Raw genomic sequence first — 26,699 nt, forward strand, 5'->3', positions numbered from 1 at the left:
GTCTCCCTTGACCTTAGTTCTTGCGTTCTCAAAGCGCGCGCGTGTTGCGGCTGCCCGTGATCCTTGCCATTCGCCGCGCTCTGTTCCATGTCGCGGAATGGAGTGGCATAAAGCCGACATTACTCCGCCGCTTTGGATCAAAAATGGCTGGCGATGGCATTTGGTATGCCAGAAGCCAACTTGTCAAGCTGCAGCGCAGCTTAGAACGCTGCAAAAAATAGGCAGCTTGACATTCTGGTATTTGGTATGCCAAAAACTTTCCAGTTAATATTCCTGTAAAAGACGACTCCCACTGGAGGAGAATCGTCGTGTCACTGCGGAAACCAACCAAGGCGTTGCCGAACATGGCCGAGGCGGACATCTCAATCGTTCGTATTGCCCCGGAGAGCAGCTTCAAGAACAAGGCGTATGACGCCTTGAAGGAAGCCATCCTCAAGATGGACATCTACTCGACGCCCGAGCCGGTGATGCTCGACGAGCGCGCGCTGTCCGAACGTCTTGGTGTGAGCCGCACCCCGATCCGCGAAGCGATCGCGATGCTGGAGCAGGATGGTTTCGTGAAGACCGTCCCGCGCCGCGGCATCATGGTGGTGCGCCGGACCAAGACCGAGATCGTCGACATGATCCGCGCCTGGGCGGCGCTGGAGAGCATGGCCGCACGCCTCATCACCACCACCGCGCGCAAGAAAGACATCACGGCGCTGCGCGACTACTTCAAGGACTTCAGCAAGGATCGCCTGCCTGAAGATCACGTCGAGGAATATTCGCGCGCCAACATCGCCTTCCACCAGGCACTGATCTCGCTGTCGGAATCGTCGGTGCTGGTCGATCTCACCAACGACCTCTTGCTGCACGTGCGCGGCTACCGGCAACTCACCATCGGACGCAAGGATCGCACCGCGACGTCGCTCCCCGAGCATCTCGGCATGATCGAAGCGCTGGAATCGCGCGACACCGAACTCGCCGAGAAGCGCACCCGCGACCACACCCTCGGCCTTGCCGCTTACGTCGAAGCGCACGGCCAGGAATTGTTCAACTAGCAACGTTCACCAGAAGGGCGAAGCACTCGCCCCACTATTGAGACCAGGGAGACAAGGCCCATGCTGAACACCGCGACCAAGTCCGAAGCACCGGGCACCGAGCAGGAACTGACGGATGGTTTCCATCTCGTCATCGACGCGCTCAAGCTGAACGGCATCAACACCATCTACAATGTGCCGGGCATCCCGATCACGGATTTGGGCCGCATGGCCCAGGCCGAAGGCATTCGCATGATCTCGTTCCGCCACGAGCAGAACGCCGGTTATGCGGCAGGCATCGCCGGCTACCTCACCAAGAAGCCCGGCATCTGCCTCACGGTCTCCGCGCCCGGCTTCCTCAACGGTCTCACCGCGCTCGCGCACGCCACCACCAACTGCTACCCGATGATCCTGATCTCGGGCTCCTCCGAGCGCGAGATCGTCGACCTTCAGCAGGGCGACTACGAGGAGATGGATCAGCTCGCGATCGCAAAGCCCCTGTGCAAGGCGGCCTATCGCGTGCTGCATGCCCAGGACATCGGCATTGGCCTTGCGCGTGCCATCCGCGCCGCGGTCTCGGGTCGTCCGGGCGGCGTCTATCTCGATCTGCCGGCCAAGCTGTTCGGCCAGGTCATGAACGCCGATGCCGGCCGGAAGTCGCTGGTCAAGGTGATCGACGCTGCGCCCGCGCAGATCCCCTCGCCCGCTTCGATCAAGCGCGCGCTTGATGTTTTGAAGAACGCAAAGCGTCCGCTCATCATCCTCGGCAAGGGCGCGGCCTACGCGCAGGCCGACGAGGAGATCAAGACCTTCGTCGAGAAGAGCGGCGTTCCCTTCCTGCCGATGAGCATGGCCAAGGGCCTGCTCTCCGACACGCATCCGCAATGCGCAGGTGCTGCCCGCTCGACCGTGCTGAAAGACTCCGACGTCGTGCTGCTGATCGGCGCGCGGCTGAACTGGCTGCTCTCGCACGGCAAGGGCAAGAGCTGGGGCGAAACGCCGAAGAAGTTCATCCAGGTCGACATCGAGCCGCGTGAGATGGACTCCAACGTCGAGATCGTCGCGCCCGTCGTCGGCGACATCGGCTCGGTGGTCGCGGCCTTCAACCAGGCAATCGCCACGGGCTGGACCGCGCCGCCGGCCGAATGGACCAAAGCCATCGCGTCCAAGCGCGACGAGAACGTCGCCAAGATGGCGCCGAAGCTCATGAACAACAAATCGCCGATGGACTATCACGGCGCGCTCGGCGTGCTGAAGACCATCATCAAGGATCACCCCGAGGCGATCCTCGTCAACGAGGGCGCCAACACGCTCGACCTCGCCCGCGGCGTCATCGACATGTACCGCCCACGCAAGCGTCTCGACGTCGGCACCTGGGGCGTGATGGGCATCGGCATGGGCCAGGCGATTGCGGCCACGCTCGAGACCGGCCATCCCGTGCTCGCGGTTGAAGGCGACTCGGCCTTCGGCTTCTCCGGCATGGAGGTCGAGACCATCTGCCGCTACAACCTTCCGATCTGCATCGTCATCTTCAACAATGACGGCATCTATCGCGGCACCGACGTCAACAGCGTCAACGCCGATCCCGCGACGACGGTGTTCGTCAAGGGCGCCCGTTACGACAAGATGATGGAAGCCTTTGGCGGCGTCGGCGTGAATGCGACCTCGCCGGATGAGCTGAAGCGCGCCGTCAACGAGGCGATGGCTTCGGGCAAGCCGACGCTCATCAACGCGGTGATCGATCCGGCCGCAGGTTCGGAGAGCGGCCGCATCGGCAACCTCAATCCGCAGAGCGTTTTGCAGAAGAAAAAGTAAGTCCACCCCTCAACCCTTTATTCCCTGCGGGTGCAGGGGCAGACAGAGTACGGAGCAACACCATGACCAAAGCGCTCGAGGGCGTTCGCATTCTCGATTTCACCCACGTTCAATCAGGACCGACCTGCACGCAGCTGCTCGCATGGTTCGGCGCCGACGTGATCAAGGTGGAACGCCCGGGCGTGGGTGACATCACCCGCGGCCAGCTGCAGGACATCCCGAACGTGGACAGCCTGTATTTCACCATGCTGAACCACAACAAGCGCTCGATCACGCTCGACACCAAGAACCCCAAGGGCAAGGAAGTCCTGACCGAGCTGATCAAGAAGTGCGACGTGCTGGTCGAAAACTTCGGCCCCGGCGTGCTCGACCGCATGGGCTTCCCCTGGGAGAAGATCCAGGCGATCAACCCGAAAATGATCGTCGCCTCGATCAAGGGCTTTGGTCCCGGACCGTACGAAGACTGCAAGGTCTATGAGAACGTCGCGCAGTGCACCGGTGGTGCCGCCTCCACCACCGGCTTCCGCGACGGCCTGCCGCTCGTCACCGGCGCGCAGATCGGCGACAGCGGCACCGGCCTGCATCTCGCGCTCGGCATCGTCACCGCGCTCTATCAGCGCACGCATTCGGGCAAGGGCCAGAAGGTCACCGCCGCGATGCAGGACGGCGTGCTCAACCTCGCCCGCGTCAAGCTGCGCGACCAGCAGCGCCTCGCCCACGGTCCGCTGAAGGAATACAGCCAGTTCGGCGAAGGCATTCCGTTCGGCGATGCCGTGCCGCGCGCCGGCAACGATTCCGGCGGCGGCCAGCCCGGCCGCATCCTGAAGTGCAAGGGCTGGGAAACGGATCCCAACGCCTACATCTACTTCATTACCCAGGCCCCGGTCTGGGAGAAGATCTGCGACGTCATCGGCGAGCCGACCTGGAAGACCGATCCGAACTATGCCAAGCCGGCTGTCCGTCTGCCGCGCCTGAACGAAATCTTCGGCCGCATCGAACAGTGGACGATGACGAAGACGAAATTCGAGGCGATGGAAATCCTCAACAAGGACGACATCCCCTGCGGCCCGATCCTGTCGATGAAGGAGATCGCCGAGGACCAGTCGCTGCGCGCCACCGGCACCGTGGTCGAGGTCGATCACCCCACCCGCGGCAAGTACATCTCGGTCGGCAACCCGATCAAGCTGTCGGATAGCGCCAGCGACGTGACCCGCTCCCCGCTGCTCGGCGAGCACACCGACGAGATCCTGCGCGCGGTGCTCGGCTTCAGCGACCACCAGGTCGCCGATATCCACAAGTCCGGCGCACTCGACCCGCCGCAGAAGCAGGCCGCCGAGTAAGCGGCACGACAACGTCAAGACGAAAGGGCCGCCCCTCGAGGCGGCCCTTTTTTTTGCGTAAGCCGCCGTTTTGGAGGCCGGTTAAACCAAAGCCCGAAAAACAACCCCATGCACAGTAGCCAACCCTTTGGCCGCAAACGAATTTCGTATTTTACGAAAAATATTTGACCCGTCGGGCAAAACAGGGTTATTATGCCGTCATCCAAAGAAGCGAATGTATTGACCGGCAAAGCGCCGTCAGGCTTTCCGCGTTGGGCGACCCAACGCTCAATCTGGGGAATTCCAAGGAACCGACGCGGCTGCCACCTGTTATTATCTTGACCGGTATGATCTCATAAATGACGGCGCACCGCCTCCGCAGCGAGTCGCTGAGCGCCTCGCAAATGACTTACCCAGCGTTGAAGAATTGCCCAGCGTTAAAGAATGGCCGCTTGCGAGCGGGAGTCGTCGCGTCCGGCGCGTGCCGGGACTGAGTTCGTTGATCAAATCGAGGTCGAAATGTTGAAAGATCAATCGCCTGACCGCGCCAAGCGTGAAGCCGACAAGGCGTTCAAGCCCGCCAAAGCGCAGAAGCCGATGAATGACTACGCGAAGGCCCAGCACTCCTTTGACGAGAACCGCGAGCGGTTGAAGGCCGAGCGATTGGCCCGCGAGGCCAAGCCGGGCAGCCGCTCCGAATAGGAAGCGCTCCGTGCCTGGTCCCGTTTGAGGCGCGCACCAAGGGCGCAGCGTTGAAATCTGCGCCCGAGCTAGAGCATCGCGAGCACGACGATCCCGTCTTCGAGCTCCCCTGAAGCAAACCGCGCCCGCGCGATGCGCTCTAGTTCAGTTCGATTCTTGTGAAGATAGCTGAAGGCCTGCTTCTGCGTCAGAAACGTCGTTGCAAGCCGGCACACTTGTCGCCCCGCGCCAAGCGCGAGAAGGAAAGTGATTGTGCCACCGCCGTCTAACTTGATTCTAGGCACGACCCACACTCGTTGGCATCTGACCGGCCCTCTCGAGATTTTCGTCTGACGCTCTCGAAATCGCCTATTGCGGCAGCTTCTTCTTGCGCTTCGCCGGGATGGTGACCGGCGAAGATGCTTGAAGAGTAGCGTCGGCTGCTGCCTTGGCTTCGCGCAGCTCTCGAAGCCGCGCCATGTTCTTGCGAACGTCGACGGCTTGCTTTTCGGCATCCACCATGGCCCGCGCGCCTTCTTCAGCGGCCAAACGCTGACGATCGGAGCGCGCAATGGCCTCGGGTGACGGTTCGGCCGATTTCTTCGCGCTCATGATTCACCTTGCTCTCAACGGACAAAACCCGCTCAATCCAGGGATCGAGCGGGCAGCGAAGCCGTTTCAGTACGTCCGTGAAACGGCGCCAGAGCCTTTAGGCCAGCGAGAGATTCTCTGCGCTGACCTTGCCCCGCATCTTGTCGGTCTTGGCCTCGAAGTTGACCTTTTGGCCCTCAGCGAGACCTGAAAGACCAGCCCGCTCGACCGCGCTGATGTGAACGAACACATCGCTGCCGCCGTCGTCGGGCTGAATGAATCCAAAGCCCTTCTGGCCGTTGAACCACTTTACGGTACCTGTCGTCATTTTCTTCTCCAAAGCGCACACGCGCGTGTTCCGCGTGATAGCCACACAGAACGAATTCAATTCGTCGATGTCGATGGAAAAGGAGCCCGCGGGCGCATTCAACAAGGCACAGCGGCTGAACGAACGGCTCCAATGTATACCTGATCACGGTCTTTTGCAAGGCTGGGCCAAATTCAATTGCCCAAGAGCTCAGCGGGGACAATCGCAGGTTTTGCCATTGGGTGCAGACCCAAACCAAAAAACTGAAAAAACTACCCCAGCACAGTAGCCAACCCCTTGGTCCCTTGGTCCCGAAAGGACTTCGTATTTTACGAATTAACTTTGACACGTCGGGCAAAACAGGGGCATTATGCCATCATCCGAAGAGCTGATGCCTACCCGGCGAATAGCACTTCGTGGCCCCTCACCGATCGCGAAGCTCATTGCTCTCCGAGCTGCTCACGAAAATACTGCACCACCGCCGCGTTGAATTCACGGTGGAAGCCCACCCTGTCGAACCCCGCCGGCGTATCGGTGCAGATGCGCGGGACGGCTGCCCCAAGCTCGGCCGAGCAAGGCGCGAGGAAAGCAAAGTGGCCGGCCGGCACGACGTGAATTTCGGGCTTGCCCGGCAGTATCTCAGCGACGTGCGCCATGGGCGAACCGTCGCCCACGCCGGGCCCGCCGAACTGCGAGCGCCAGAACTCGAAAGGGATCTTGATCGCGGCGAGATTCTTCCGCGTCAGAACCGGCGGTGCAGGATCGACGATCACTGCCGTGCGGATCCGTGCATCCTGCGGCGGGTCAGGCAGCGTTTCCCCGTTATGAAGCTGGGCGCATGTTACGGTCGTCTCCTTGCAGACGCCGGCAAGCCAGGTGAAATCCGGCCTCGTCCCCCTCAATGCGAAGCCCGCATAACCACCAAGCGAGAAGCCGAAGAAGCCGACCTTGGCCGGGTCGATCACCGCCCTGTCCTTCCAGTCATTCAGCATGAAATCGAGCAGACGCACCATGTCCACCGGACGCGATCCCCACACGGGCAGCGTATCGCGCCGCGAGGAGTCGTTGGTGGTGTCGCCGGGATGATTGATGGCGGCGACGACGAAGCCGGCATCGGCGAGCGCCTCCTCGGTGTCATGGTTCGCGCCGAACCACGCGCCTCTTCCGTGCGCGAAGATGACGAGCGGGAGCTTTGCGCCCGTGACGGGACAATCCTTCACGCCTTTCAGGTCGAAATCGGCGCCGACCGAGTTGTGGCTTCAATGCAGGATGATTGTCGCCCTCGACAATCGGGCTGACCGCCGGCGTTTCAAAGCCGCGCGGACGGCACGAGCCGGGCGAGCAGGGGGACGTTGGAACGCCACAGCATGCAGTCGCGCGCCCGCGCCGATTGATCGGCCGCAAGCTCGCGGATCTGCCCCGGTGAGAACACGTGCCGCTCGCAGAAAAATGGTCGGAGAGGTGCGCGCGAGAAGAAGTTGTAGAACAGCGCGCAGCGGTCGCGTGCGATCGCGGGGCGCCCGCGATGGTAACGACGCGCCACATCCGTGAAGATCACCGTGCCGGCTTTGCCGGTGCAGGTGGTCACATCGCCGCTGTTCAGCGTCGTGCCGAGCCTCTGCTCGAGCATCTCCTGCGTCAGGATGGGAAAGTTGGAGCCGTCGAGCGCATCGCTGCCCGGAAACGAGCAGTGCAGGATTTCGAGCGGACCGGCGTCCATGTCGACCTCGTGCAGATAGACGACGACCTTGACCATGCGCCGATCCTCGAGGTCACGATGCCACCGGCGAGCCGCGACCTGCCGGCCGTCGGCCAGGGTGTAAAGGAAGTTCAGCGTGCCATAGGCGGATGGCAGGCCGAGATAGGTCTCGACGATGTCGAGGATACGATCCTGGAGCGGCCATCCGACGATATGCGGATGCCGCATCAAGTCGTCGGCGCCGACCCGCACCGTATATTCGCCGGCAAACTCACCCGCGCTGGCGCGGAGGGAATATGTGTTTGCGATTTCGGTCGCCGATGTCCAAAGCGCTTGCGTACCGGGCAGCCTCAACTCGTCGAGCGAGGTGATATGGACGCCGTTCTTCTCCAGCCCGGCGACAATTTCCATGTCGAGCGCGGGGAGTTTGGGCAGGCGGGGCCGATAGGATGCTCGTGCCGTCTCATAGGCCTCGTTCAGTCGCCGGCTGATGCGCGGCATTCCAAGCAACCTCGAGACAGTCTCTGCGGGCAGGCTGCGAACACGGCGGGCGAGCCGGTAGCGCACGGTCTCTTGCTTCATGTCGTCAATTCCGCCTCGTGTGATGGATGCCCGGCGCGTACGTCGTGTCGTCAGACGCGGCCAGTTGCCGACTAATCCAGGAGCTCGGCGGCCAAAATTCGGCCCTTGTGTTTCGAAGTGTGACGCGAGCTTTTTTGCTTGTGAATGTCGAGCGAGCACGACGGATCTGCTGCACGCGACCTCATCACGATGCCGCCCAAATGCGAGCCACTTGAACACCGGGCGCGCCAGTTGCTTTTTTCTCTGCAAAGAAGCGCTTCTGTGCACAATGGGTCACGCGCCGCCGCATCCGCGGCGGTCGCTACCGGCTCGCGTTCACGATGACGCCGCAGGATGTGTCCGCAGTTTGGAAACGCCGGACAGGTTCCCTCAAAGAATGATGACGCCGTGTCGGATCGGCGCTACCCCGTTCGTCCTCGGACTATGGATGGGCAAGAGAGGTCCTTGTCGCGCCCGTCAATGCAAGAGGAAGAAAGACCATGCCCAGCACTGTCCGCCTGCACCGCGTGCTCACCACCAGCCCCGAGAAAGTCTATCGCGCCTTCCTGGAGGCGGATGCGCTGGCGAAATGGCTGCCGCCGAACGGGTTCACCTGCACCGTGCACCACCTCGAGCCCAAGGTCGGCGGCACGTTCAAGATGTCGTTCCGGAATTTTACGACCGGCCACAGCCACGCGTTCGGCGGGGAGTATCTCGAGCTCGTTCCCGGCCAGCGGCTGCGCTACACCGACAAGTTCGACGATCCAAATCTGCCCGGCGTGATCGAGGTGACCGTGACACTGAAGAAGGTTTTGGTCGGCACCGAGATCGACATCACACAGGCAGGCATCCCCGACGCTATCCCGCCGGAAGCCTGCTATCTCGGCTGGCAGGAATCGCTGCGGAACCTGGCCAAGCTCGTGGAGCCGGAGATCAAGCAGTAGCGGTGACGTTAGTATCGGGTGGGCAAAGCGTAGCGTGCCCACCAATGCTCTCTCAACCTCGGAAGGATGGTGGGCACGGCGCTTCGCGCCTTTGCCCACCCGGTTCTGTTCGATTGGACGCGCAGATCGCCCCCAACTCGTCATTGCGAGCGCAGCGAAGCAATCCAGAATCCCTCGGCGGAAAGACTCTGGATTGCTTTGCTGCGCTCGCAATGACGGAGAATGAGGAGCTCTCGGGGAGAAAAACTCACATCGAGTCCGTGGAGAACGATCGTTACGCGCCCTTCGGCGCGATCCCGCCGCTTGCGGTCCAGCGGTCGGGATCGGGACTGTGCCCGATCAGCGCGAGGCCGTAGGCAATCGACTCGAACTGGTCGCCCGACATCAGCCGTTCGTTGCCGAACCGGTCGGCGAACACTTTTCGGACCGCAGGCACGAACGAGGTGCCGCCGGTCAGGAACACCTTCTCCACCTCGCGCGCTGTGATGCCGGCTTCGGCCAGCACCTTGTCGACAGTCCCTCCCAGCCGCGCGATATCGTCGGCAATCCAGCCTTCAAAATTCTTCCGTGTGATGGTCGCGCCGATGTCGACGCCGCCGCCCTTGAAGCGGAAGTCGACCTCGTCGTGGCCCGACAGCGCAACCTTGGCATCGGACACCGCGCGATACAGCGAAAAGCCGAGGTCAAGATCGACGACGGTGATGAAATCCTCGAGCAGCTTTGGCTTCACCGCGGTGCGGGCAAGCTCCCGGAGCTCGCGCAGATCGCCGTTACTCTTCATCATCGCGAGCTGATGCCAGCGCGCCAGGTTGGTGTAGTGGCCGCTCGGGACCGGCAGCACCTTGTCGAACGAGCGGAAGCTGGAGCCTTTGCCGAGCCTGGGCGAAACGACGTGGTCGACGATGCGGTAATCGAACGTGTCGCCGGCAATGCCGATGCCGGCGTGGCCGAGCGGCTCGGCGCGAAGCGTGCCGCCCGCGCGCGAAAAGCGCATCACCGAGAAGTCGCTGGTGCCGCCGCCGAAATCCGCGACTAAAACGGTCGCATCGCGCTCCAGCCTTCGGGCAAAGGAGAACGCGGCGCCCACGGGCTCATAGACATAGCGCGCGTGGCCGGCGCCGAGGCTCTCGAACGCGGCGCGATAGCGCTGCATCGCCAACGCCTCGTCGGGATTGCCTCCGGCGAAGCGCACGGGCCGGCCAACCGTGATCGACGATGTTGCGAAGCCGAATTTGTCGCCGCCATGGCGCGCCAGCGTGCGCAGGAACGCCGCCAGAATGTCCTCGAACTTGAAGCGCTGCCGGAAGACTTGCGTGGTGTTGAAGCTGGAGCTCGCAGCAAACGTCTTGAACGACTGGAGAAAGCGGTGGACGTGGCGTCCTTCGAGGAACGTCTCGATCGCCCACGGGCCGCCTTCGGCCTGGGCGCCGGCGCCCGGCCGGTCCTCCCAGAAGCACAGCGCCGAGACGTAGACGCTGTGGCGCTGGCCGCCATGGTCAAAGCGGATGGCCTCGACGCGGCGGTCGTCCGCGGCGATGGCTACGACCGTATTGCTGGTCCCAAAATCGATGCCGATCGAGACGGCGGGCGAGGCGCTCGACATGAACCACTCGTAGATGATTGGAAAAGGGGGCAGACCACTAACGGCTTTGGGTTGCCCTGCCAAGGCTAGATTGTGCACTGCGACAGTCCAATGACGCGGATTCGGCTGTCTACGGACGTTTTATGCCCAGATCGGCCCCTTTAACGCATCATTATGCTGCAATGCGGTAGATAATATGCTGCCATGCAATGACGTGCATAGACAGTGGCATCTGGTATACATAGATTGCTCCTCGAAATGAGACAGGGATACTGACCGTCTCAAGAAAGGGAATTTCGATGTCCAAGACCGCTTCCGTCGCCCTCGCCCCCTCCGCCTCGCTGTTCGCCCGTTTCATGGCCGTGGTTGACCGCTTCCTGATGGCGAGCGCCGAGATCTCGAATCACAACGGCGACCTGCCGCGCTTCGGTCTGTAACCAGCCCCGCGCGCGGCGCGCAGGTTTCAAAGCCGTCCATATACGACTTTTGATGAATGGCCCCGCACGACGGGGCCATTTCTATTTGCGCTGTCCGATTCACAAGCCCGGGCCGGCAAGGTTCTGCGGCATTTGCGCACGGTGAGCGGACCAGCGCTTGAACCTTGGCATAATGAATACAAGAATGCCTCTCCAGCGCTCGCAGAAAAATGAGAGGCGCCACGGGAGGCTTTATGACGGACATGGTGCAGGCAACAGCTCCGACTGCCGCGCGCGTTAGCGACACGTATCGCTGGGCGCAGTTGGCGGTTGGCGTAGCGGCGATGGTGATGATCGCCAACTATCAATACGGCTGGACGTTCTTCGTCCCCGACATCCAGAAAAAATTCGGCTGGGATCGCGCGTCGATCCAGTGGGCCTTTACACTCTTTGTCCTGTTCGAGACCTGGCTCGTGCCGGTCGAAGGATGGTTCGTCGACAAATACGGTCCGCGCCTCGTCGTGCTGATCGGCGGCGTGCTCTGCGCCGTCGGCTGGGCGATCAACGCGCAGGCGACCACGCTCAACGGCTTCTATCTCGGCATGATCATCGCCGGCATCGGCGCCGGTGGCGTCTACGGCACCTGCGTCGGCAACGCGCTGAAATGGTTTCCCGACAAGCGCGGTCTCGCCGCGGGCATCACGGCGGCAGGCTTCGGTGCAGGCTCCGCGCTCACCGTCGCGCCGATCCAGGCCATGATCAAGGACAGTGGTTTCCAGACCACCTTCCTCTATTTCGGCCTCGGACAAGGCATCATCATCTGCATCCTCGCCTTCTTCCTGCTCGCGCCGAAAGCAGGCCAGGTGCCGAACGTGGTGGCCAACGCCAATCTGCTGCAAACCCGCCGCAACTACCAGCCGACCGAGGTGCTGCGTCAGCCGATCTTCTGGCTGATGTACTTCATGTTCGTGATCGTCGGCGCCGGCGGCCTGATGGTGACGGCGAACCTGAAGCCGATCGCGGTCGACTGGAAAGTCGACGCCGTGCCAGTGACGCTGATCGGCATGACCATGACGGCGGTGACGTTCGCAGCGACCATCGATCGCGTGCTCAACGGCCTGACGCGTCCGTTCTTCGGCTGGATCTCCGACATGATCGGCCGCGAGAACACCATGTTCATCGCCTTCGGCATGGAGGGTTTCGGCATCTGGATGCTCTACCTCTGGGGCCAGGATCCGATCTGGTTCGTGATCCTGTCGGGCTTCGTGTTCTTCGCCTGGGGTGAGATCTACTCGCTGTTCCCCTCGACCTGCACCGACACGTTCGGCGCCAAGTTCGCGACCACCAATGCGGGCCTGCTCTACACCGCGAAGGGCACGGCCGCGCTTCTTGTGCCGCTCGGCAATTACGTGCAGCAGACTTCGGGCAATTGGGACAGCGTGTTCATGATCGCAGCCGGCGCCAACATCCTGGCCTCGGCGCTGGCGATCGCGGTGCTCAAACCCTGGCGCAAGATCGTGGTCGCGAAATCGAGCATCTGACGCGCCTCACCACAGAGACTTCACGCAACGACGCCCGGCCTCACGGCCGGGCGTTTTCGTTTTTACAGAACCCGCTCCTGCTACCGCTGAAGCTGGTGGCACCACGCACTTTTCTTGCACTGCGTCACAAGATAGGACTTGCTTTCTGGAATATGGTATACCAAGCTCCGCGCCGCGCTTGCGACGATAAGCCACAATATTTGCGACACTGGGTCATCTTGCAATCCCAGGTCGCATCAAATCAGGCGCCATGGGAGGTTGTTGATGATTTCCAGCACGGATGGCGCCGTCACGGCTGCGCCCCTTCGCACAGGTTTCCGCTGGCTCCAGCTCGGCATGGGCATCGTCTGCATGGCGATGATCGCCAATCTGCAATATGGCTGGACGCTGTTCGTTGATCCGATCGATGCGGCCCACCATTGGGGACGCGCCGCGATCCAGCTCGCTTTCACCATCTTCGTCGTCACCGAGACATGGCTGGTGCCGATCGAGGCCTGGTTCGTCGACAAATACGGCCCGCGCCTCGTCATCATGTTCGGCGGCGTGATGATCGCGCTCTCGTGGATTCTCAACTCCTACGCCGATAGCCTTCCCCTGCTCTACACGGCCGCCGTCATCGGCGGCATGGGTGCGGGTGCGGTGTACGGCACCTGCGTCGGCAACGCGCTGAAATGGTTTCCCGATCGCCGCGGCCTTGCCGCCGGCGCGACCGCCGCAGGCTTCGGCGCAGGCGCCGCCCTCACCATCGTGCCGATCGCGACCATGATCGCAACGAGCGGCTACCAGCACGCCTTCCTCACCTTCGGCATCGGCCAGGGCGTGATCGTCTTCATCCTCGCCTTCTTCATCCAGCCGCCGCGGATCTCGATCCCGCCGAAGAAGAAGCAGCTCAATCTGCCGCAGACCAAGATCGACTTCACGCCGCCGCAGGTGCTGCGCGCCCCTATTTTCTGGGTGATGTACCTGGTTTTTGTCATGGTCGCTTCCGGCGGCCTGATGACTGCGGCGCAGATCGCCCCGATCGCGCACGACTTCAAGATCGCCGATACGCCGGTGACGCTTGCAGGCTTCCAGATGGCGGCATTGACATTCGCGATCTCGCTCGACCGCATCTTCGACGGCTTCGGCCGCCCGTTCTTCGGCTACGTCTCCGACAATATCGGCCGCGAGAACACCATGTTCATCGCGTTCGGCACTGCAGCGGTGATGCTGTTGACGCTGTCGGCCTATGGTCAGGTACCTGTTGTCTTCGTGCTCGCGACCGCGGTGTATTTCGGCGTGTTCGGCGAAATCTACTCGCTGTTCCCCGCGACCTGCGGCGACACCTTCGGTTCGAAGTTCGCGACCACCAACAACGGCATGCTCTACACCGCCAAGGGCACGGCGTCCCTGCTGGTCCCGCTCGCGAGCGTGATCTCGGCGACCTATGGCTGGAAGGCCGTGTTCGTGGTGGCGGTGGCCTTGAATGCGACCGCGGCGCTGATGGCGCTGTTCGTGATCAAGCCGATGCGCCGCTCCTTCATCCTGGGCAAGGAAGCCGAGAGCGCCAATGCCGCGACCAGCACTGCCAAGACCGAGACGGCGTAAGCCGCCTCACATCTTGCACGGTTGAGACAGGGGCGCAGCGATGCGCCCCTTTTGTTTTGGCGCGACGACAAACGTCAGCATTCCTGCCGCAAGAATTTTCGGATCAGCCAAATCGAATGCTTGACGATTGGTATTATGTATACCACAATTAACCCCATCATTCACCCAGGGAGGTTGCAATGCTGGTCGGAGACATTCTGCGCAAGAAGACACCGCGCGTTGTCACGGTGCGAATGAACGAAACGGTGGGTATCGCCGCCAAGCTGATGCGTGCCAACAACATCAGCGCGCTGGTGGTGAAGGACGTGGTCCGTTCCGAGGGCAACACCGCCGTCGGCATGTTCACCGAGCGCGACGTGGTGCGCGCCGTCGCCGAGCATGGCGCGGGCGCCATCAATGTGAAAGTCTCGCAGCTCGTCTCGGTGCAGCAGCTCATCTCCTGCACCTCCTCGGACACGATCGAGCATGTCCGGCATTTGATGAACCGCAATCACATCCGGCACCTGCCCGTGATCGACGATTACAGCCTCGTCTCCGTCATCAGCATGCGCGACATCGCCGCTGTCATGGACGAAGCGATCAACGGCACGCCGCAAGCGGCAGCTTAAAGCCACACGACCCTTCCCCTGTGACTACCGGCCCCGGCTCGGATCCTTCCGAGCCGGACGGGATCTTTCGTCCCAAAATTCCGGCTTCCCGCGAGGATTTCATGAAGATCTGCATCTACGGCGCCGGCGCGATCGGCGGATATCTCGGGGTTCAGCTCGCGCGTGCCGGCGCCGATATCAGCCTGATCGCACGCGGCGCGCACCTCGCCGCGATGCGCGAGCACGGGCTGACGCTGCTGGCGGGCGAAGAGAAGCACATTGTCCATCCGCGCTGCACCGACGATCCCGCCGAGCTCGGCGTGCAGGACTACATCATCATCACGCTGAAGGCGCATTCGATCACCGGCGTGATCGAGAAGATGCAGCCGCTGCTGGGCCCGCACACCCGCATCGTCACCGCCGTCAACGGCATACCCTATTGGTACTTCCACAAGCACGGCGGCCAATACGAAAACGCGACGCTGGAGAGCATCGACCCCGGCGGGCGGCAGTGGCGCGAGATCGGCGCCGAGCGCGCCATCGGCTGCATCGTCTATCCCGCCACCGAGATCGAGGCGCCCGGCGTGATCCGCCACGTCTACGGCAACAATTTTCCGCTCGGCGAGCCCTCCGGCGAGATCACGTCGGACGTGCAGCGCCTCGCCGATCTGTTCGTCGCGGCCGGGCTGAAAGCGCCGGTGCTCGACCGCATCCGCGACGAGATCTGGCTCAAGCTGTGGGGCAATGTCTGCTTCAATCCGATCAGCGCACTGACCCACGCGACGCTCGACGTGATCTGCACCGATCCCTCCACGCGGGCGCTGTCGCGCGCGATCATGGTGGAGACGCAAGCGATCGCTGAAACCTTCGGCGTCAAATTCCGCGTCGATGTCGAGCGCCGCATCGAGGGCGCCCGCAAGGTCGGCGCGCACAAGACCTCGATGCTCCAGGACCTCGAACGCGGCCGTCCGATGGAGATCGACCCGCTCGTCACCGTGGTGCAGGAGATGGGCCGCCTCACCGGCATCGCCACGCCTGCACTGGACTCGGTGCTGGCGATGGTGACCCAGCGCGCCCGCATCGCCGGCCTCTATGACGGCGTCTCGGCACTGGCTGATCCCCGCGCACTGGCGGTGGCGTGATGGCGGGCGAGATGAAACAATGGCTGCGTTTCCGGAATAATGGCGCGACCGGCTTCGGCACGCTGACGCCATCAGGCATCAGCGTGCATGATGGCGAGATGTTCGGCCGCAACGCTGCGACCGGCAAAACGCTGGCGCTGTCGGAGGTCGAGCTGCTCGCGCCCTGCGCGCCCAGCAAGATCGTCGCGCTCTGGAACAATTTTCACGCGCTCGCTGCAAAACTCAACCAGCCCGAGCCACTGGCGCCGCTTTATCTGCTCAAGGCCACCACCAGCATCACGACGCCGGGCGCGGTGATCCGCCGCCCCTCTTATTACGACGGCAAGACCACCTATGAGGGCGAGCTCGGCATCGTCATCGGCAAGACCTGCGCGCGCGTCTCACCGAGCGAAGCCGACAGCTTCATCTTCGGCTACACCTGCGTCAACGACATCACCGCCAACGACATCCTGACCAGCGACCCGACCTTCCCGCAATGGGCCCGCGCCAAGGGCATCGACGATTACGGCCCGTTCGGCCCGGTGATCGCGACCGGCCTCGATCCGGCGAAGCTCGTGGTCCGCACCATTCTCAACGGAGCTGAGCGGCAGAACTATCCGATCTCGGACATGATCTTCACCGCGCAGGAATTGGTCAGCAAAATCTCCCACGACATGACCCTGCTCCCCGGCGACCTCATCGCGGTCGGGACCTCGGTGGGTGTCGGCGTGATGAAGGAGCCGGTCAACACGGTGACCGTGGCGATCGACGGCGTCGGCGAGCTGACCAACGAGTTTCGGCTGTAGCTCTCTCCGTCATTCCGGGCGCGCGCAACGCAAGCCCGGAATGACGGCGGAGAATGAAGGCGCCGCCCCGCCCCCTCGGGAAAACCCGGCAACCCGCCGCCCCTCCGCCGATCGGCCGACGCCCCCGAACCGTGGATCGCGCTCCTCGGCTGCCTCCGGCACCCCGCGCGCCTCTTGATCTCGGTTCCGCTCTCCAATAGCAACTATGGCGAGATTGTGTGCCGGCGTGAGGAAGTCACGATGTGGCTGTTTGTCCTGGTTGCCTGGTTTGTCCTGCTCGCCGCCATCGCGCTTCTCGCCCAACAGGCGTTTGGTTACGATATCGCCCATTTGCCCGCCTTGTTCGCGGGCCTGCCCGTGCCGCAGCGCATCGCAACCGGGGCGCTTCTGGTGGTGGCGCTGGCGCTGATCGGCGCAACCGCCTGGCGGCTGTCGCGCCAGGACCGGCGCCTCGACAAGCTGCGCGACCGCCTCAAGAAGACCCGCGAGGACGTCGTCGTCGCCCACGCCCTGCAAAACCACCTCGATGCCACCGTCCAGCACCTGATCGAGAGCGATCCCAGAGAGGCGGTCTCCGCTCTCCACGACAAGCTGGGCGAGACCGAGCAGCGCGCGCTGCTCCAGCAGGGCCGCAACGAATCCACCGACATGCACGACCAACTCGCCGAAATCCGCCGCCGCCAGCAGGGCGTGCGCGACATGGTCGGCAAGGTCGCCGATCAGCGCCGCGCGGTCGAGCCCGTCTTCACCGAGATCCGCGACCGCCAGAACCAGCTCGAACGCTCCCTGCACGACCTCGAAACCGACGACCGCAAGAACAACCTCGCCGACCGGCTCAAGGACATCGCGCGCGACGTATCGACGCTGCTGACGCGGGTCAACACGGTGCAGGAGACGTTCGCGACCCTCAACCAGTACAAGGAAGATCTGGCGAAATCCCACGCCGAGCTGGTGCCGCTGCGATCGACGGACGCCGGCATCAACGCCCTGATCGGCGAGATCGGCCTCGGTCATGACCTCCTTGCCAAGAGCATCGACGAGATCGAGACCGGCGGCGAAACGCCGCTCGGCAACCGCGTCGAGATGCTGTCGAAGAACAAGCTCGAGATCGAGCAGCGCCTCGCCCGCATCGACGACAGTTTCAACATCCTCAAGGCTGTCAGGCTCGACTTCGAGGAGCTCGGCCAGCGCCAGGCCCAGCTCGAACGCTCGCTCAGCGAGGTCGAGACCGATTCCGACGGCAAGACGCTCACTGAGCGCCAGAACGCGCTGAACGATTTCGTGCTCCAGTCGCGCCAGCGCCTCGGCGCGCTGCAGGAGACGCTGACGACGCTGAATGCCTTCAAGGCGGAATTGTCGAAATCGCAGGCCGATCTCGTCCCGCTCAAGGCCCCGGTGTTCGGCATCGAGGCCATGATCGCGGATGTCAGCACCACCCGCGATCTTCTGGCCAAAACCGTCGGCGAGATCGAGGCCAATGCGGGCGTCACGCTGGCCTCCCGCGTCGAAACGCTCACCAAGAGCAAGCGCGAGGTCGAAGACCGTCTCACCCGCATCTTCGACAATTTCAACGCGCTCGATGCCCTGCGCAAGGACATCGGCGGCATCTTCTCGACGATCCGGAACAGCCTCAACCGGATTGGGTGAGTTGCGGCGCGCCTCGAACCGGAGTTGATGCCGGCGCGACCAACCGCACATGCGCATCATCCTCGGCATCCTGTCCGCCCTGCTCGGCATGCTCGCCGGCTGGTCGGGCCTTGCAGCGCTGGTGGTCATGCTGGCCGGGCCGGACCGCGATGGCGGCATCGCCATGGGCGCCTTCTTTGACATCGGCCCGATCGGCGGCGTCGCCGGCCTGATCGCGGGCATCTGGCTGTTCGTGCGCTTCGGCCTGGTCCGGAATGCAACGCCACAGCCGGCCGCGGAAACCTCCGATCCCGCACCTCGCCCCGCCGCGCGGCTGTCCCTCCCCTTTGCGATCCCCGTCCTGCTCATCACGGCAGGCCTCGCCTGGTGGGGATGGTACGAGCTCATTCGCTCGCCCTATCTCAGTCACGGCTACATGACGCTCGCAATCGAGTTTCGCCTCCCCGCCGGCATGACCCTGCCGGACAAGGAGGAGGACGTACATATCGAGATCGAGGAGGCGACAGGGTATGCCAACGCCATGTTGCCGGCGAACTGGCGCGCGCATGACGGCGACCGCAAAGCGATCATTGCCTCGACCTCTCTGATGTACAAGACGCGACACCGCGTCGTCAGCCTGACGCTCCCCGGGATTCCCACGCAAAGCTGGCCGATCGATCTTCCCTCCGATCCGGATCCCACGCCCGGCTTTTCGCCCTGGCGGATAGCGAGCGAACCATCGCCAGCGAAGATTGAGATGCACTTTCGGCTGCGCGCCGACCGTTAAGGAACGCGCGGCGCCGCTCCGCAACATCTGGACATATCACATCTCCGCGCGCCCGAGAGATGCCGCCAACATGTCGCGGGGGTGCCGCACTGTGGACGCATTCCGACGTCCATCTCTGAGGCGTGTCTGGGGGCACGGCGGTGCCGTGTTTGGACCAAACCTTCTAGGGGTATGAACGTGAAGAAGATTGTATTTGTACTGGGTGCCACGCTTGCTCTGGTGACGGTTGCGAACGCCGCGGATCTGCCGCGCCGCCAGCCCGTGCCGGTCTATTCGGAGCAGGCGCCGATCGGCAAGATGCCGATTGGCAAGAGCCCGATTGGAAAGTCCCCGATCGGCAAGGCGCCCGGCCCGGTCGCAGCGCGCTATTGATACGCGCAAAGTCTGCGTAAGCGGCCGACAGTCGAGGGGCACAGTGTGACGAACAAACCTGATCGATCGGGATCCTGCATCCTTGCGGGATTTGCCCTGGCGGCGATGCTCGCATGCACGATGCCCTCGGCCTCGGCCCACGAAGCGAACAAGCGCGTTGCTGATGCAAATGCGCTTGCCACGACCGACACCGCATCACGATCGGCGCCGCAGTCGCGGCGCCCGATCGCGCGTGCGGAAAAAGGTCCCTATTACGTCGACTTCCGCGCACGGACCGCGGCAAGCTGGGGCCATGCCTTCGTCTGGTACGGCAAGACCAGCGAGCGCGCCGTCGAGGTCGCAGGCCTCACACCGTCCGGGGACACCTGGGCTTACGTGCTCGGCCACCTCACCTGGGTGCCAGCCGAGACCGGCGCGAGCTACGGCGATCTCGATCCGGACTATCTGACCGCGAACTACCGCGTGTACCTCAACGAGGCCGACGCCAAGCGGGTGTTCGCCTATATCAAGAAATTGCAGGCGAGCTCGCCGGTCTGGAATGCCGAGACCACCAACTGCACCGGCTTCATCGGCGACATCGCCGAGTTCATGGGCCTGCAGGTCCCCTACCGCTGGCAGCGCCCGGAAAACTTCGTCAACCGCCTCAAGGAAATGAACGGCGGCCGGCAAATGGTGCGTCTATCGGCGGAGTAGCGGCGCTACCGGGCTCGATCTTCATTGCGAGCAGCTGAATTCGAAAGCCCAGGTCTCGTGCCCCGGACGCTGCGCAGCACCATAAGCGAGTTTACGCGCGTCTTCGACGCGCTACGGTGATGCGCTGCAGAGCCGGGGCCCATGCATCAGCCCGTTGCGCGGCCTTCTGGGTCCCGGCTCTGCGCAGCAACGCTACGCGTTGCAGCGCGTCCGGGACACGAGCCCCCAATTATCCGCCCAGCGGAATCACCTCCACCTCCCGCATGCCACCCCGCCCCCACCGCACGGTCCCGCAATAGACATTTCCTACCCCCGGCGGCATCCTCTCGGCATCAACCGATAACAGAGCCTGCGGGCCACCCTGGGGGAAATCATGTTGCAAACACGGTTCACAAAACTCGTCGGCGTCGAGCACCCGATCGTCCAGGGCGGCATGCAATGGGTCGGCCGGGCGGAGCTGGTCGCTGCCGTTGCCAACGCCGGCGCGCTCGGCTTCATCACGGCGCTGACCCAGCCGACGCCGGAGGATTTGACCAAGGAGATCGCGCGCTGTCGCGACCTGACCGACAAGCCGTTTGGCGTCAACCTCACCATCCTGCCCGCGATCAAGCCGCCGCCTTATGCCGAATACCGCGCCGCCATCATCGAGGCCGGCATCACCGTGGTCGAGACCGCCGGCAACAAGCCGCAGGAGCATGTCGACGAGTTCAAAAAGCACGGCGTCAAGGTCGTGCACAAATGCACCAGCGTCCGCCATGGGCTTTCGGCCGAGCGCATGGGCGTCGACGCCATCTCGATCGACGGGTTCGAATGCGCCGGCCACCCCGGTGAGGACGACACCCCCGGCCTGATCCTGATCCCGGCCGCCGCCAACAAGATCAAGATCCCGATGATCGCCTCGGGTGGCTTTGCCGATGCCCGTGGCCTGGTCGCCGCCCTGGCGCTGGGCGCCGAGGGCATCAACATGGGCACCCGGTTCATGGCCACCAAGGAGAGCCCGATCCACCAGCTCATCAAGGAGAAGATCGTCGCCAATGACGAGCGCGAGACCGAGCTGATCTTCCGCACCATGCGCAACACCTCGCGCGTCGCCAGGAACGAGATCTCGACCAAGGTCGTCGCCATGGAGAAGGAAGGCGCCAAGTTCGAGGACATCCGCGAACTCGTCGCTGGCGCGCGCGGCAAGATGGTCTATGCATCAGGCAATTCGGACGAAGGCATCTGGTCGGCCGGCCAGGTGCAGGGCCTGATCCAGGACATCCCAAGCTGTGGCGAGCTCATCTCGCGCATCGTGCGCGAAGCCGAAGCCATCATCCGCAGCCGGCTCGAAGGCATGATCGTTCATCCGACCGCCCAAGCCGCGGAATAATCACTGCAAGAAGCGAGAGTAATTCATGAAGGCTTATGTCTACGGCCCTGAAGGCGCTCGGATTTCCGACGTCGCTCAACCAAAACCCGAGGGCACGCAAGTGCTCGTCCGCGTGCGCGCTTGCGGACTCAATCGCGCCGACACCGGCATGCGCAAAGGCCACGCTCATGGCGCGGCCGGCGGCGCCGGCACCGTGCTCGGCATGGAATGGGCCGGCGAAGTTGCCGAGCTCGGACCGGACGCGAAGGGCGTCAAGGTCGGCGACCGCATCATGGGCTCGGGCGGCGCTGCGTTTGCGGAGTACACACTCGCCGACCACGGCCGGCTGTTTCGCGCGCCCTCGAACATGAATTTCGAGGAGGCCGCCACCCTGCCCGTCGCGCTCGCGACCATGTACAACGCCGTCGTCATGGTCGGTGGCGTGCAGCCGGGCCAGAGCGTGCTGATCCAGGGCGCGAGCTCCGGCGTCGGCCTGATGGCGATGCAAATTGCAAAACTCAAGGGCGCAAAGCTCGTGATCGGCTCGTCGACCGATGCCTATCGCCGCGGCCGGCTGACGGAGTATGGCGCCGACCTCGCGGTGGACTCCTCGGACCCGAAATGGGTCGATGAGGTGCTCAAGGCGACCAACGGCGAAGGCGTCGACCTCATCGTCGACCAGGTCTCGGGCCAAGTCGCCAACCAGAACCTCGCGGCGACCCGGGTCAAGGGCCGCATCGTCAATGTCGGCCGGCTCGGCGGAACCCATGCCGATTTCAACTTCGACCTGCATGCGGCGCGCCGGATCAACTATATCGGCGTCACCTTCCGCACCCGCACCATCGAGGAGGTCCGCGAGATCTTTGATGAGGTCAAGACCGACATCTGGGGCGCGGTGGAGTCGCGAAAGCTCCAGCTGCCGATCGACAAGGTCTACGCGTTCGACGACATCGACAAGGCGTTCGAGCACATGGAGGCCAACAAGCATCTGGGGAAGATCGTCGTGACTGTGTAGCGGCGGCGGGCGAGAGCGACATGGCGCGCCTCTCTCCGCTCGTCATGGCCGGGCTTGTCCCGGCCATCCACGTCTTGCTGCTCGACGAACGTGGATGCCCGGGCCTTCGCCTCGCCGAAGCGGCTTCGGCCGCGCAGGCGGGACAAGCCCGGGCATGACGGCAACTGCCAGCATCGCTCCTGCAACTCACTAGCGACTACGCCTGTGGATCATCGCTTGATGTCCCGCCATGGCCTGCTAAATCCCCGCCATGACCTCCCAGCACAACAAAACCTCGGTCGCGGCCATCTCAATCTTCGCCAGCGGCGGCATGGCGGCGGCCAAGTTCGCGGTTGGAATCGCGATCGGCTCGCTCGCACTGATCTCCGAGGCCCTGCATTCCTCGGTCGACTTGATCGCGACCATCATCACCTGGGCAGTGGTGCGGGTGTCCGACAAGCCGGCGGACGACGAGCACCATTACGGCCACGGCAAGCTGGAGAGCATCTCCGCGCTCGGCGTCACCGCCCTGCTTTACGTGCTCGCCGGTGGCATCCTGGTCGAAGCCTATAGCCGGCTGCGCGAGGGAACACCGCCGCCGACCATCTCGGCCGTCCCCTTCATCGTGCTGGTGATCGATATCGTCGTCAATTTCTGGCGTGCCCGCGCGCTGCACAAGGCCGCGCGGGAAACGCGGAGCCAGGCGCTGGCGGCCGACGCGCTGCATTTCGCCTCCGACGTCCTGGGCTCGTTCGCGGTGATTATCGGCCTGATCCTCGCCGCCCTCGGCTTCTGGTGGGGCGACGCGGCCGCAGCCGCCGCCGTTGCCGTGATGATCGCTCTGCTCGGCCTGCGCATGGCCGGCTCCACCGTGCAGACGCTGGTCGACCGCGCGCCGGAAGGCGCACAGGAGAAGGCCACTGCCGCGATCTGTGGCGTCCCGGGCGTGATCGACGTCGAGCGCCTGCGCGTGCGCATGGTCGGAGCGACCACTTTCATCGACACCATCGCAAAAGTGCCGCGCACCTATCCAATCGACCGGGTCGAGGAGATCAAGCGCAAGGCGCAAGCCGCCGTCGACAAGGCATTCGGCGACGCTGATCTGACCTTCACGGCCGTCCCCGTCGCGCGCGACAACGAGACCGTGCGCGACCGCATCATGGTGATCGCGCACAATTCGGGCCTCGCCATCCACCACGTCACGGTGCACGATCTCGGCGGAAAACTGATCGTCAGCATCGACCTCGAGGTCGATGCCGGGATGCGGCTAGACGCCGCCCATGACGTCGCCAACACGCTTGAGCGCAACATCCAGGAGGAGTTCGGCGAGGACGTCGAGGTCGACGTCCATATCGAGCCGCTGGAACCGGAACTGCCGTTCGGAATCGATGCCGCGCCGGAACGGGTGCAGGCCATCGCCGCCGCGCTCACCGAATATGCCGCCGGCGGCGAGATCCACGACATCCATAATGTGCGCGTCCGCAACACCGACGCCGGCGAGATCGTCAACTTCCACTGCCGCGCCACGCCGTCGATGAGCGTGGTCAAGGTGCACGAGCATGTCGATGCGATCGAGCGCAGGCTGCGCCGCGCCTTCCCGAGCGTGAAGCGCGTCATCAGTCACGCCGAGCCGCCGCGCGCGTGACGCGGAATGTGCGAGGCGTCACACGTTCTCGTTTCGGACTCATCGCTCACGTCGATTTACGGATGCGAGAGGCACGAACTCTCCATTGGATAAGAATTATTCGGCGTTAACGATTCATTGACTCTCGACAGCCTGCGCAAAGTGGATTCAAATCGCTTTGATTCGAAAGCGACGTGGGGCTGCTTTCGAAATTCGTCGTACAGGTTTTCAGGGGGCCGAAGGCATGGCGCGTGCAGACGCCGCGAACGCATGCGTCCAATCCGATTCGATCAAAGGATTGGCGCAGTCGATCGCGAAACCTGCCTATCATCGGCTCCTGATCGCGGAGCCGGCGCTGCGCCGCGCCGTGCCGACGCTCATCATCGCGTTCCTGATCACGATCTGCCTCGGCGCGTTCGTGCAGGTCGTCGATCAGACGCGCCAGAAGCGGCAGGTGATCCAGAACGACATTTCATCCCTCGCCGAACTGCTCGCCGAGCGCATCGACCGCGTCACCTCCGTGCGCGCGGAGCGATTGAAGAACGTCGAGAACCTGCCGACGCTGCTGCCCGACATGATCCCGTCCCGGGCCAGAGTCTCGGGCCGCCACGTCGTCGTCACCTCGGCCGGCGTTGACCGCCGCATCCTCGCCCGCATTCCGATCGACAGCGATCCCTCAGGCAACGACCGCCTGCTCGATGCCATCACCACGGCGCAACTCCTGGCAGCCCCGCCGCGCGACATCGGCATTTCCGACATGACGCTGCCGAACGGCAACGCCGCGATGGCGACCTCGCGGCAGATCAAGTCGCTGCCCGGCTTCGTCACCGTGATCCAGGAGCGCAACGAGCCGATCTGGGGCTCGGACGCCGCGCTCTCGGTAACGCTGTCGGCAACGACAGGCTTCGTCGTCCTGATCCTCGGCTTCGCCTTCCACTGGCAATCGACCCGGGCCCGCGAGGGCGACCTCATCAACGACGCCGTGCGCGGCCGGATCGACACCGCGCTCAACCGTGGCCGCTGCGGGCTGTGGGACTGGGACCTGTCGCGCGGCCGCATCTTCTGGTCGCAATCGATGTTCTCGATGCTGGGCCTCGACGGCCGCAACGAGCTCCTCACCTTCGGCGAGGTCAACGCGCTGGTGAAGTCCGACGACATCGACCTATTCGAGATCGCCGACCAGCTGATCTCCGAGAAGATCGACCACATCGACCAGACCTTCCGCATGCAGCATGTCGACGGCCACTGGATCTGGCTCCGCGTCCGCTGCGAGAAGACAAGTGGGGCGACCGATTCCAGCGTCCACCTGATCGGCATTGCTGTCGACATCACCGAACAGAAGAGCCTCGCCGAGCGGACGGTGGAAGCCGATCTGCGGCTGCGCGACGCCATTGAGACCATTCCGGAAGCCTTCGTGCTGTGGGACGCCAGCGACCGCCTGGTGCTCTGCAACTCGCACTTCCAGCGCCTGCACAAGCTGCCCGACTCAGCCGTCATTCCCGGCACCTCCTACGAGACCGTGCTCGAGGTCGGCCGCATGCCGGAGGTCCGCACCCGCCACAACGAGACAGCTGCCCAAGGCCCGGGCGCGCGCACCTTCGAGGCGCAGCTCGACGACGGCAACTGGCTGCATATCAGCGAGCGCCGCACCAAGGACGGCGGCTACGTTTCGGTCGGCACCGACATCACCCGGATCAAGGAGCACGAGCAGAAGCTGGTCGACAACGATCTGCGCCAGCGCGCCACCGTCATCGACCTGAAGCGCTCGCAGGCCGCCCTCGAGCGCCAGACCAACGAGCTCGCCGATCTCGCCGAAAAGTACCAGCGCGAGAAGACCCGCGCCGAGGAAGCCAACCAGACCAAGTCGAAATTCCTCGCCAATATGAGCCACGAGCTGCGCACGCCGCTCAACGCCATCATCGGCTTCTCCGAGATCATGGGCTCGGGCATGTTCGGCGAGCTGGGCTCGGAGAAGTACCAGGAATACTGCCACGACATTCTGACCAGCGGCCATTACCTGCTCGAAGTCATCAACGACATCCTCGACATGTCCAAGATCGAGGCCGGCCGCATGAAGCTCGACATGGAAGAGCTCGACCTCGCGCAGACGCTGGCGGAATCCCTGCGGGTCGTCACCGGCCGGGCCCAGGACAAGCAGCTGACGCTCGACGCCGACATCGAGACGTCGATCTCGGTCGTCGCCGACCGCCGCGCCACCAAGCAGATCATCGTCAATTTGCTGTCGAACGCGGTGAAGTTCACGCCCGACGGCGGACGCATCGTGGTGCGCAGCCGGCAACTCGACGACAAGATCGTGCTGATGATCGCCGACACCGGCATCGGGATCGCACAGCACTCGCTGGCACGGCTTGGCCGCCCGTTCGAGCAGGTCGAGAGCCAGCTCACCAAGACCTATCACGGCTCGGGACTGGGCCTCGCCATCGCCCGCTCGCTGGCGCAGCTGCACGGCGGCTCAATGAAGCTGCGCTCGAAGATCGATGTCGGCACGGTGGTGCGCGTGACCCTGCCGCGCGACGCGATCAAGGCAGCGTCCGGGATATCGGCTGCAGCGTAACGCCTGCCGGGAAACTCGTCTGCGGCCATCCTTCGAGACGCCCGCCTCCGGCGGGCCCTCAGGATGAGGGCAGAGTACGCAGCAGCAGTTTCAACGAACACCGA

25 protein-coding genes are annotated in these 26,699 nt (G+C 63.5%); 19 read left to right on the forward strand and 6 right to left on the reverse strand.

The annotated features are described in order from the left end of the window. The first annotated feature begins 344 nt into the window (after positions 1–344). From BMW89_RS06760 to BMW89_RS06775, 4 genes are all read left to right on the forward strand, one after another. Positions 345–1,040: a GntR family transcriptional regulator gene (locus tag BMW89_RS06760; RefSeq protein ID WP_177195923.1), complete on the forward strand. Its 696-nt coding sequence runs from the start codon at positions 345–347 to the stop codon at positions 1,038–1,040. 60 nt (positions 1,041–1,100) lie between these two features. Then, positions 1,101–2,834, forward strand: coding sequence for an oxalyl-CoA decarboxylase (gene oxc / locus BMW89_RS06765; protein WP_092023967.1), 1,734 nt, complete (start codon positions 1,101–1,103; stop codon positions 2,832–2,834). Positions 2,835–2,896: 62 nt separating this feature from the next. Next, positions 2,897–4,174, forward strand: coding sequence for a formyl-CoA transferase (gene frc / locus BMW89_RS06770; protein WP_092023969.1), 1,278 nt, complete (start codon positions 2,897–2,899; stop codon positions 4,172–4,174). A gap of 498 nt (positions 4,175–4,672) precedes the next feature. Beyond that, a complete protein-coding gene (locus BMW89_RS06775) occupies positions 4,673–4,855 on the forward strand; it encodes a hypothetical protein (RefSeq protein ID WP_092024678.1) in 183 nt (60 codons plus the stop codon). A 68-nt stretch (positions 4,856–4,923) separates the two neighbouring features. Here the strand turns inward: BMW89_RS06775 and BMW89_RS38340 are convergent, their stop codons facing one another. The 5 genes from BMW89_RS38340 to BMW89_RS06800 all read right to left on the reverse strand — a co-directional run bounded on the left by BMW89_RS38340 (position 4,924) and on the right by BMW89_RS06800 (position 8,262). Beyond that, complete coding sequence (locus BMW89_RS38340) at positions 4,924–5,148, reverse strand: hypothetical protein (RefSeq protein WP_092023971.1); 225 nt, start codon at positions 5,146–5,148, stop codon at positions 4,924–4,926. A gap of 55 nt (positions 5,149–5,203) precedes the next feature. Continuing rightward, on the reverse strand, positions 5,204–5,446 hold the full coding sequence (locus BMW89_RS06785) for a transcriptional regulator (RefSeq protein ID WP_092023973.1): 243 nt from the start codon (positions 5,444–5,446) through the stop codon (positions 5,204–5,206). Between the two features lie 97 nt (positions 5,447–5,543). Beyond that, a complete protein-coding gene (locus BMW89_RS06790; protein ID WP_092024680.1) occupies positions 5,544–5,753 on the reverse strand; it encodes a cold-shock protein in 210 nt (69 codons plus the stop codon). Between the two features lie 419 nt (positions 5,754–6,172). After that, positions 6,173–6,952 carry an alpha/beta hydrolase family protein gene (locus BMW89_RS06795; RefSeq protein ID WP_092023975.1) on the reverse strand — a complete coding sequence of 260 codons (780 nt, stop codon included), beginning with the start codon at positions 6,950–6,952 and terminating at the stop codon, positions 6,173–6,175. Positions 6,953–7,041: 89 nt separating this feature from the next. Further along, positions 7,042–8,262 (reverse strand): phytanoyl-CoA dioxygenase family protein, encoded by a 1,221-nt coding sequence (locus BMW89_RS06800; RefSeq protein WP_143062722.1) that lies wholly within the window; start codon positions 8,260–8,262, stop codon positions 7,042–7,044. Between the two features lie 230 nt (positions 8,263–8,492). Here BMW89_RS06800 and BMW89_RS06805 point away from each other — a divergent pair, with 230 nt between their 5' ends. Then, on the forward strand, positions 8,493–8,936 hold the full coding sequence (locus BMW89_RS06805) for an SRPBCC family protein (protein ID WP_092023980.1): 444 nt from the start codon (positions 8,493–8,495) through the stop codon (positions 8,934–8,936). Between the two features lie 274 nt (positions 8,937–9,210). On the opposite strand, the gene BMW89_RS06810 is transcribed toward BMW89_RS06805, so the two are convergent. Further along, entirely contained in the window at positions 9,211–10,539 is a 1,329-nt protein-coding gene (locus BMW89_RS06810) for an Hsp70 family protein (protein ID WP_092023982.1), read from the reverse strand. 278 nt (positions 10,540–10,817) lie between these two features. On the opposite strand from BMW89_RS06810, the gene BMW89_RS37775 reads away from it, so the two are divergent. The 14 genes from BMW89_RS37775 (at position 10,818) to BMW89_RS06880 (ending at position 26,595) form a co-directional block, all read left to right on the forward strand. Then, positions 10,818–10,955 carry a hypothetical protein gene (locus BMW89_RS37775; protein ID WP_177195879.1) on the forward strand — a complete coding sequence of 46 codons (138 nt, stop codon included), beginning with the start codon at positions 10,818–10,820 and terminating at the stop codon, positions 10,953–10,955. A 233-nt stretch (positions 10,956–11,188) separates the two neighbouring features. Next, a complete protein-coding gene (oxlT, locus tag BMW89_RS06820) occupies positions 11,189–12,475 on the forward strand; it encodes an oxalate/formate MFS antiporter (RefSeq protein WP_092023984.1) in 1,287 nt (428 codons plus the stop codon). A 264-nt stretch (positions 12,476–12,739) separates the two neighbouring features. Next, positions 12,740–14,062, forward strand: coding sequence for an oxalate/formate MFS antiporter (oxlT, locus tag BMW89_RS06825; RefSeq protein WP_092024682.1), 1,323 nt, complete (start codon positions 12,740–12,742; stop codon positions 14,060–14,062). Between the two features lie 179 nt (positions 14,063–14,241). After that, positions 14,242–14,670, forward strand: a complete 429-nt coding sequence (locus BMW89_RS06830; RefSeq protein ID WP_092023986.1) for a CBS domain-containing protein — start codon at positions 14,242–14,244, stop codon at positions 14,668–14,670. Positions 14,671–14,771: 101 nt separating this feature from the next. After that, entirely contained in the window at positions 14,772–15,791 is a 1,020-nt protein-coding gene (locus BMW89_RS06835) for a 2-dehydropantoate 2-reductase (protein WP_092023988.1), read from the forward strand. An 11-nt stretch (positions 15,792–15,802) separates the two neighbouring features. Continuing rightward, positions 15,803–16,576 (forward strand): fumarylacetoacetate hydrolase family protein, encoded by a 774-nt coding sequence (locus BMW89_RS06840; protein ID WP_177195880.1) that lies wholly within the window; start codon positions 15,803–15,805, stop codon positions 16,574–16,576. Positions 16,577–16,816: 240 nt separating this feature from the next. Then, entirely contained in the window at positions 16,817–18,223 is a 1,407-nt protein-coding gene (locus tag BMW89_RS06845; protein ID WP_177195881.1) for a coiled-coil domain-containing protein, read from the forward strand. A 49-nt stretch (positions 18,224–18,272) separates the two neighbouring features. Next, positions 18,273–18,989, forward strand: coding sequence for a hypothetical protein (locus tag BMW89_RS06850; protein WP_092023992.1), 717 nt, complete (start codon positions 18,273–18,275; stop codon positions 18,987–18,989). A gap of 171 nt (positions 18,990–19,160) precedes the next feature. Continuing rightward, on the forward strand, positions 19,161–19,361 hold the full coding sequence (locus BMW89_RS06855; RefSeq protein WP_092023994.1) for a hypothetical protein: 201 nt from the start codon (positions 19,161–19,163) through the stop codon (positions 19,359–19,361). Positions 19,362–19,406: 45 nt separating this feature from the next. Next, positions 19,407–20,054, forward strand: coding sequence for a hypothetical protein (locus tag BMW89_RS06860; protein WP_092023996.1), 648 nt, complete (start codon positions 19,407–19,409; stop codon positions 20,052–20,054). Between the two features lie 373 nt (positions 20,055–20,427). After that, positions 20,428–21,423 carry an NAD(P)H-dependent flavin oxidoreductase gene (locus BMW89_RS06865; protein ID WP_092023998.1) on the forward strand — a complete coding sequence of 332 codons (996 nt, stop codon included), beginning with the start codon at positions 20,428–20,430 and terminating at the stop codon, positions 21,421–21,423. A gap of 25 nt (positions 21,424–21,448) precedes the next feature. Next, complete coding sequence (locus BMW89_RS06870) at positions 21,449–22,417, forward strand: quinone oxidoreductase family protein (RefSeq protein WP_092024000.1); 969 nt, start codon at positions 21,449–21,451, stop codon at positions 22,415–22,417. 250 nt (positions 22,418–22,667) lie between these two features. Then, entirely contained in the window at positions 22,668–24,041 is a 1,374-nt protein-coding gene (locus tag BMW89_RS06875) for a cation-efflux pump (protein ID WP_092024002.1), read from the forward strand. A 223-nt stretch (positions 24,042–24,264) separates the two neighbouring features. Further along, a complete protein-coding gene (locus tag BMW89_RS06880) occupies positions 24,265–26,595 on the forward strand; it encodes a PAS domain-containing sensor histidine kinase (protein ID WP_092024004.1) in 2,331 nt (776 codons plus the stop codon). The last annotated feature ends 104 nt before the right edge of the window (positions 26,596–26,699 follow it).

Source organism: Bradyrhizobium sp. OK095 (genome assembly GCF_900109945.1).
Classification (GTDB): domain Bacteria; phylum Pseudomonadota; class Alphaproteobacteria; order Rhizobiales; family Xanthobacteraceae; genus Bradyrhizobium.

Coding starts and splice junctions, on each gene's coding strand:
- BMW89_RS06865 (WP_092023998.1), top strand. CDS start 20,428: ATGTTGCAAACACGGTTCACAAAACTCGTCGGCGTCGAGCACCCGATC.
- BMW89_RS06880 (WP_092024004.1), top strand. CDS start 24,265: ATGGCGCGTGCAGACGCCGCGAACGCATGCGTCCAATCCGATTCGATC.
- BMW89_RS06845 (WP_177195881.1), top strand. CDS start 16,817: ATGTGGCTGTTTGTCCTGGTTGCCTGGTTTGTCCTGCTCGCCGCCATC.
- BMW89_RS06805 (WP_092023980.1), top strand. CDS start 8,493: ATGCCCAGCACTGTCCGCCTGCACCGCGTGCTCACCACCAGCCCCGAG.
- BMW89_RS37775 (WP_177195879.1), top strand. CDS start 10,818: ATGTCCAAGACCGCTTCCGTCGCCCTCGCCCCCTCCGCCTCGCTGTTC.
- BMW89_RS06810 (WP_092023982.1), bottom strand. CDS start 10,539: ATGTCGAGCGCCTCGCCCGCCGTCTCGATCGGCATCGATTTTGGGACC.
- BMW89_RS06870 (WP_092024000.1), top strand. CDS start 21,449: ATGAAGGCTTATGTCTACGGCCCTGAAGGCGCTCGGATTTCCGACGTC.
- frc (WP_092023969.1), top strand. CDS start 2,897: ATGACCAAAGCGCTCGAGGGCGTTCGCATTCTCGATTTCACCCACGTT.
- BMW89_RS06850 (WP_092023992.1), top strand. CDS start 18,273: ATGCGCATCATCCTCGGCATCCTGTCCGCCCTGCTCGGCATGCTCGCC.
- BMW89_RS06840 (WP_177195880.1), top strand. CDS start 15,803: ATGAAACAATGGCTGCGTTTCCGGAATAATGGCGCGACCGGCTTCGGC.
- BMW89_RS06875 (WP_092024002.1), top strand. CDS start 22,668: ATGACCTCCCAGCACAACAAAACCTCGGTCGCGGCCATCTCAATCTTC.
- BMW89_RS06855 (WP_092023994.1), top strand. CDS start 19,161: ATGAACGTGAAGAAGATTGTATTTGTACTGGGTGCCACGCTTGCTCTG.
- BMW89_RS06785 (WP_092023973.1), bottom strand. CDS start 5,446: ATGAGCGCGAAGAAATCGGCCGAACCGTCACCCGAGGCCATTGCGCGC.
- BMW89_RS06835 (WP_092023988.1), top strand. CDS start 14,772: ATGAAGATCTGCATCTACGGCGCCGGCGCGATCGGCGGATATCTCGGG.
- oxlT (WP_092024682.1), top strand. CDS start 12,740: ATGATTTCCAGCACGGATGGCGCCGTCACGGCTGCGCCCCTTCGCACA.
- oxc (WP_092023967.1), top strand. CDS start 1,101: ATGCTGAACACCGCGACCAAGTCCGAAGCACCGGGCACCGAGCAGGAA.
- BMW89_RS06790 (WP_092024680.1), bottom strand. CDS start 5,753: ATGACGACAGGTACCGTAAAGTGGTTCAACGGCCAGAAGGGCTTTGGA.
- oxlT (WP_092023984.1), top strand. CDS start 11,189: ATGACGGACATGGTGCAGGCAACAGCTCCGACTGCCGCGCGCGTTAGC.
- BMW89_RS06760 (WP_177195923.1), top strand. CDS start 345: ATGGCCGAGGCGGACATCTCAATCGTTCGTATTGCCCCGGAGAGCAGC.
- BMW89_RS06775 (WP_092024678.1), top strand. CDS start 4,673: ATGTTGAAAGATCAATCGCCTGACCGCGCCAAGCGTGAAGCCGACAAG.
- BMW89_RS06830 (WP_092023986.1), top strand. CDS start 14,242: ATGCTGGTCGGAGACATTCTGCGCAAGAAGACACCGCGCGTTGTCACG.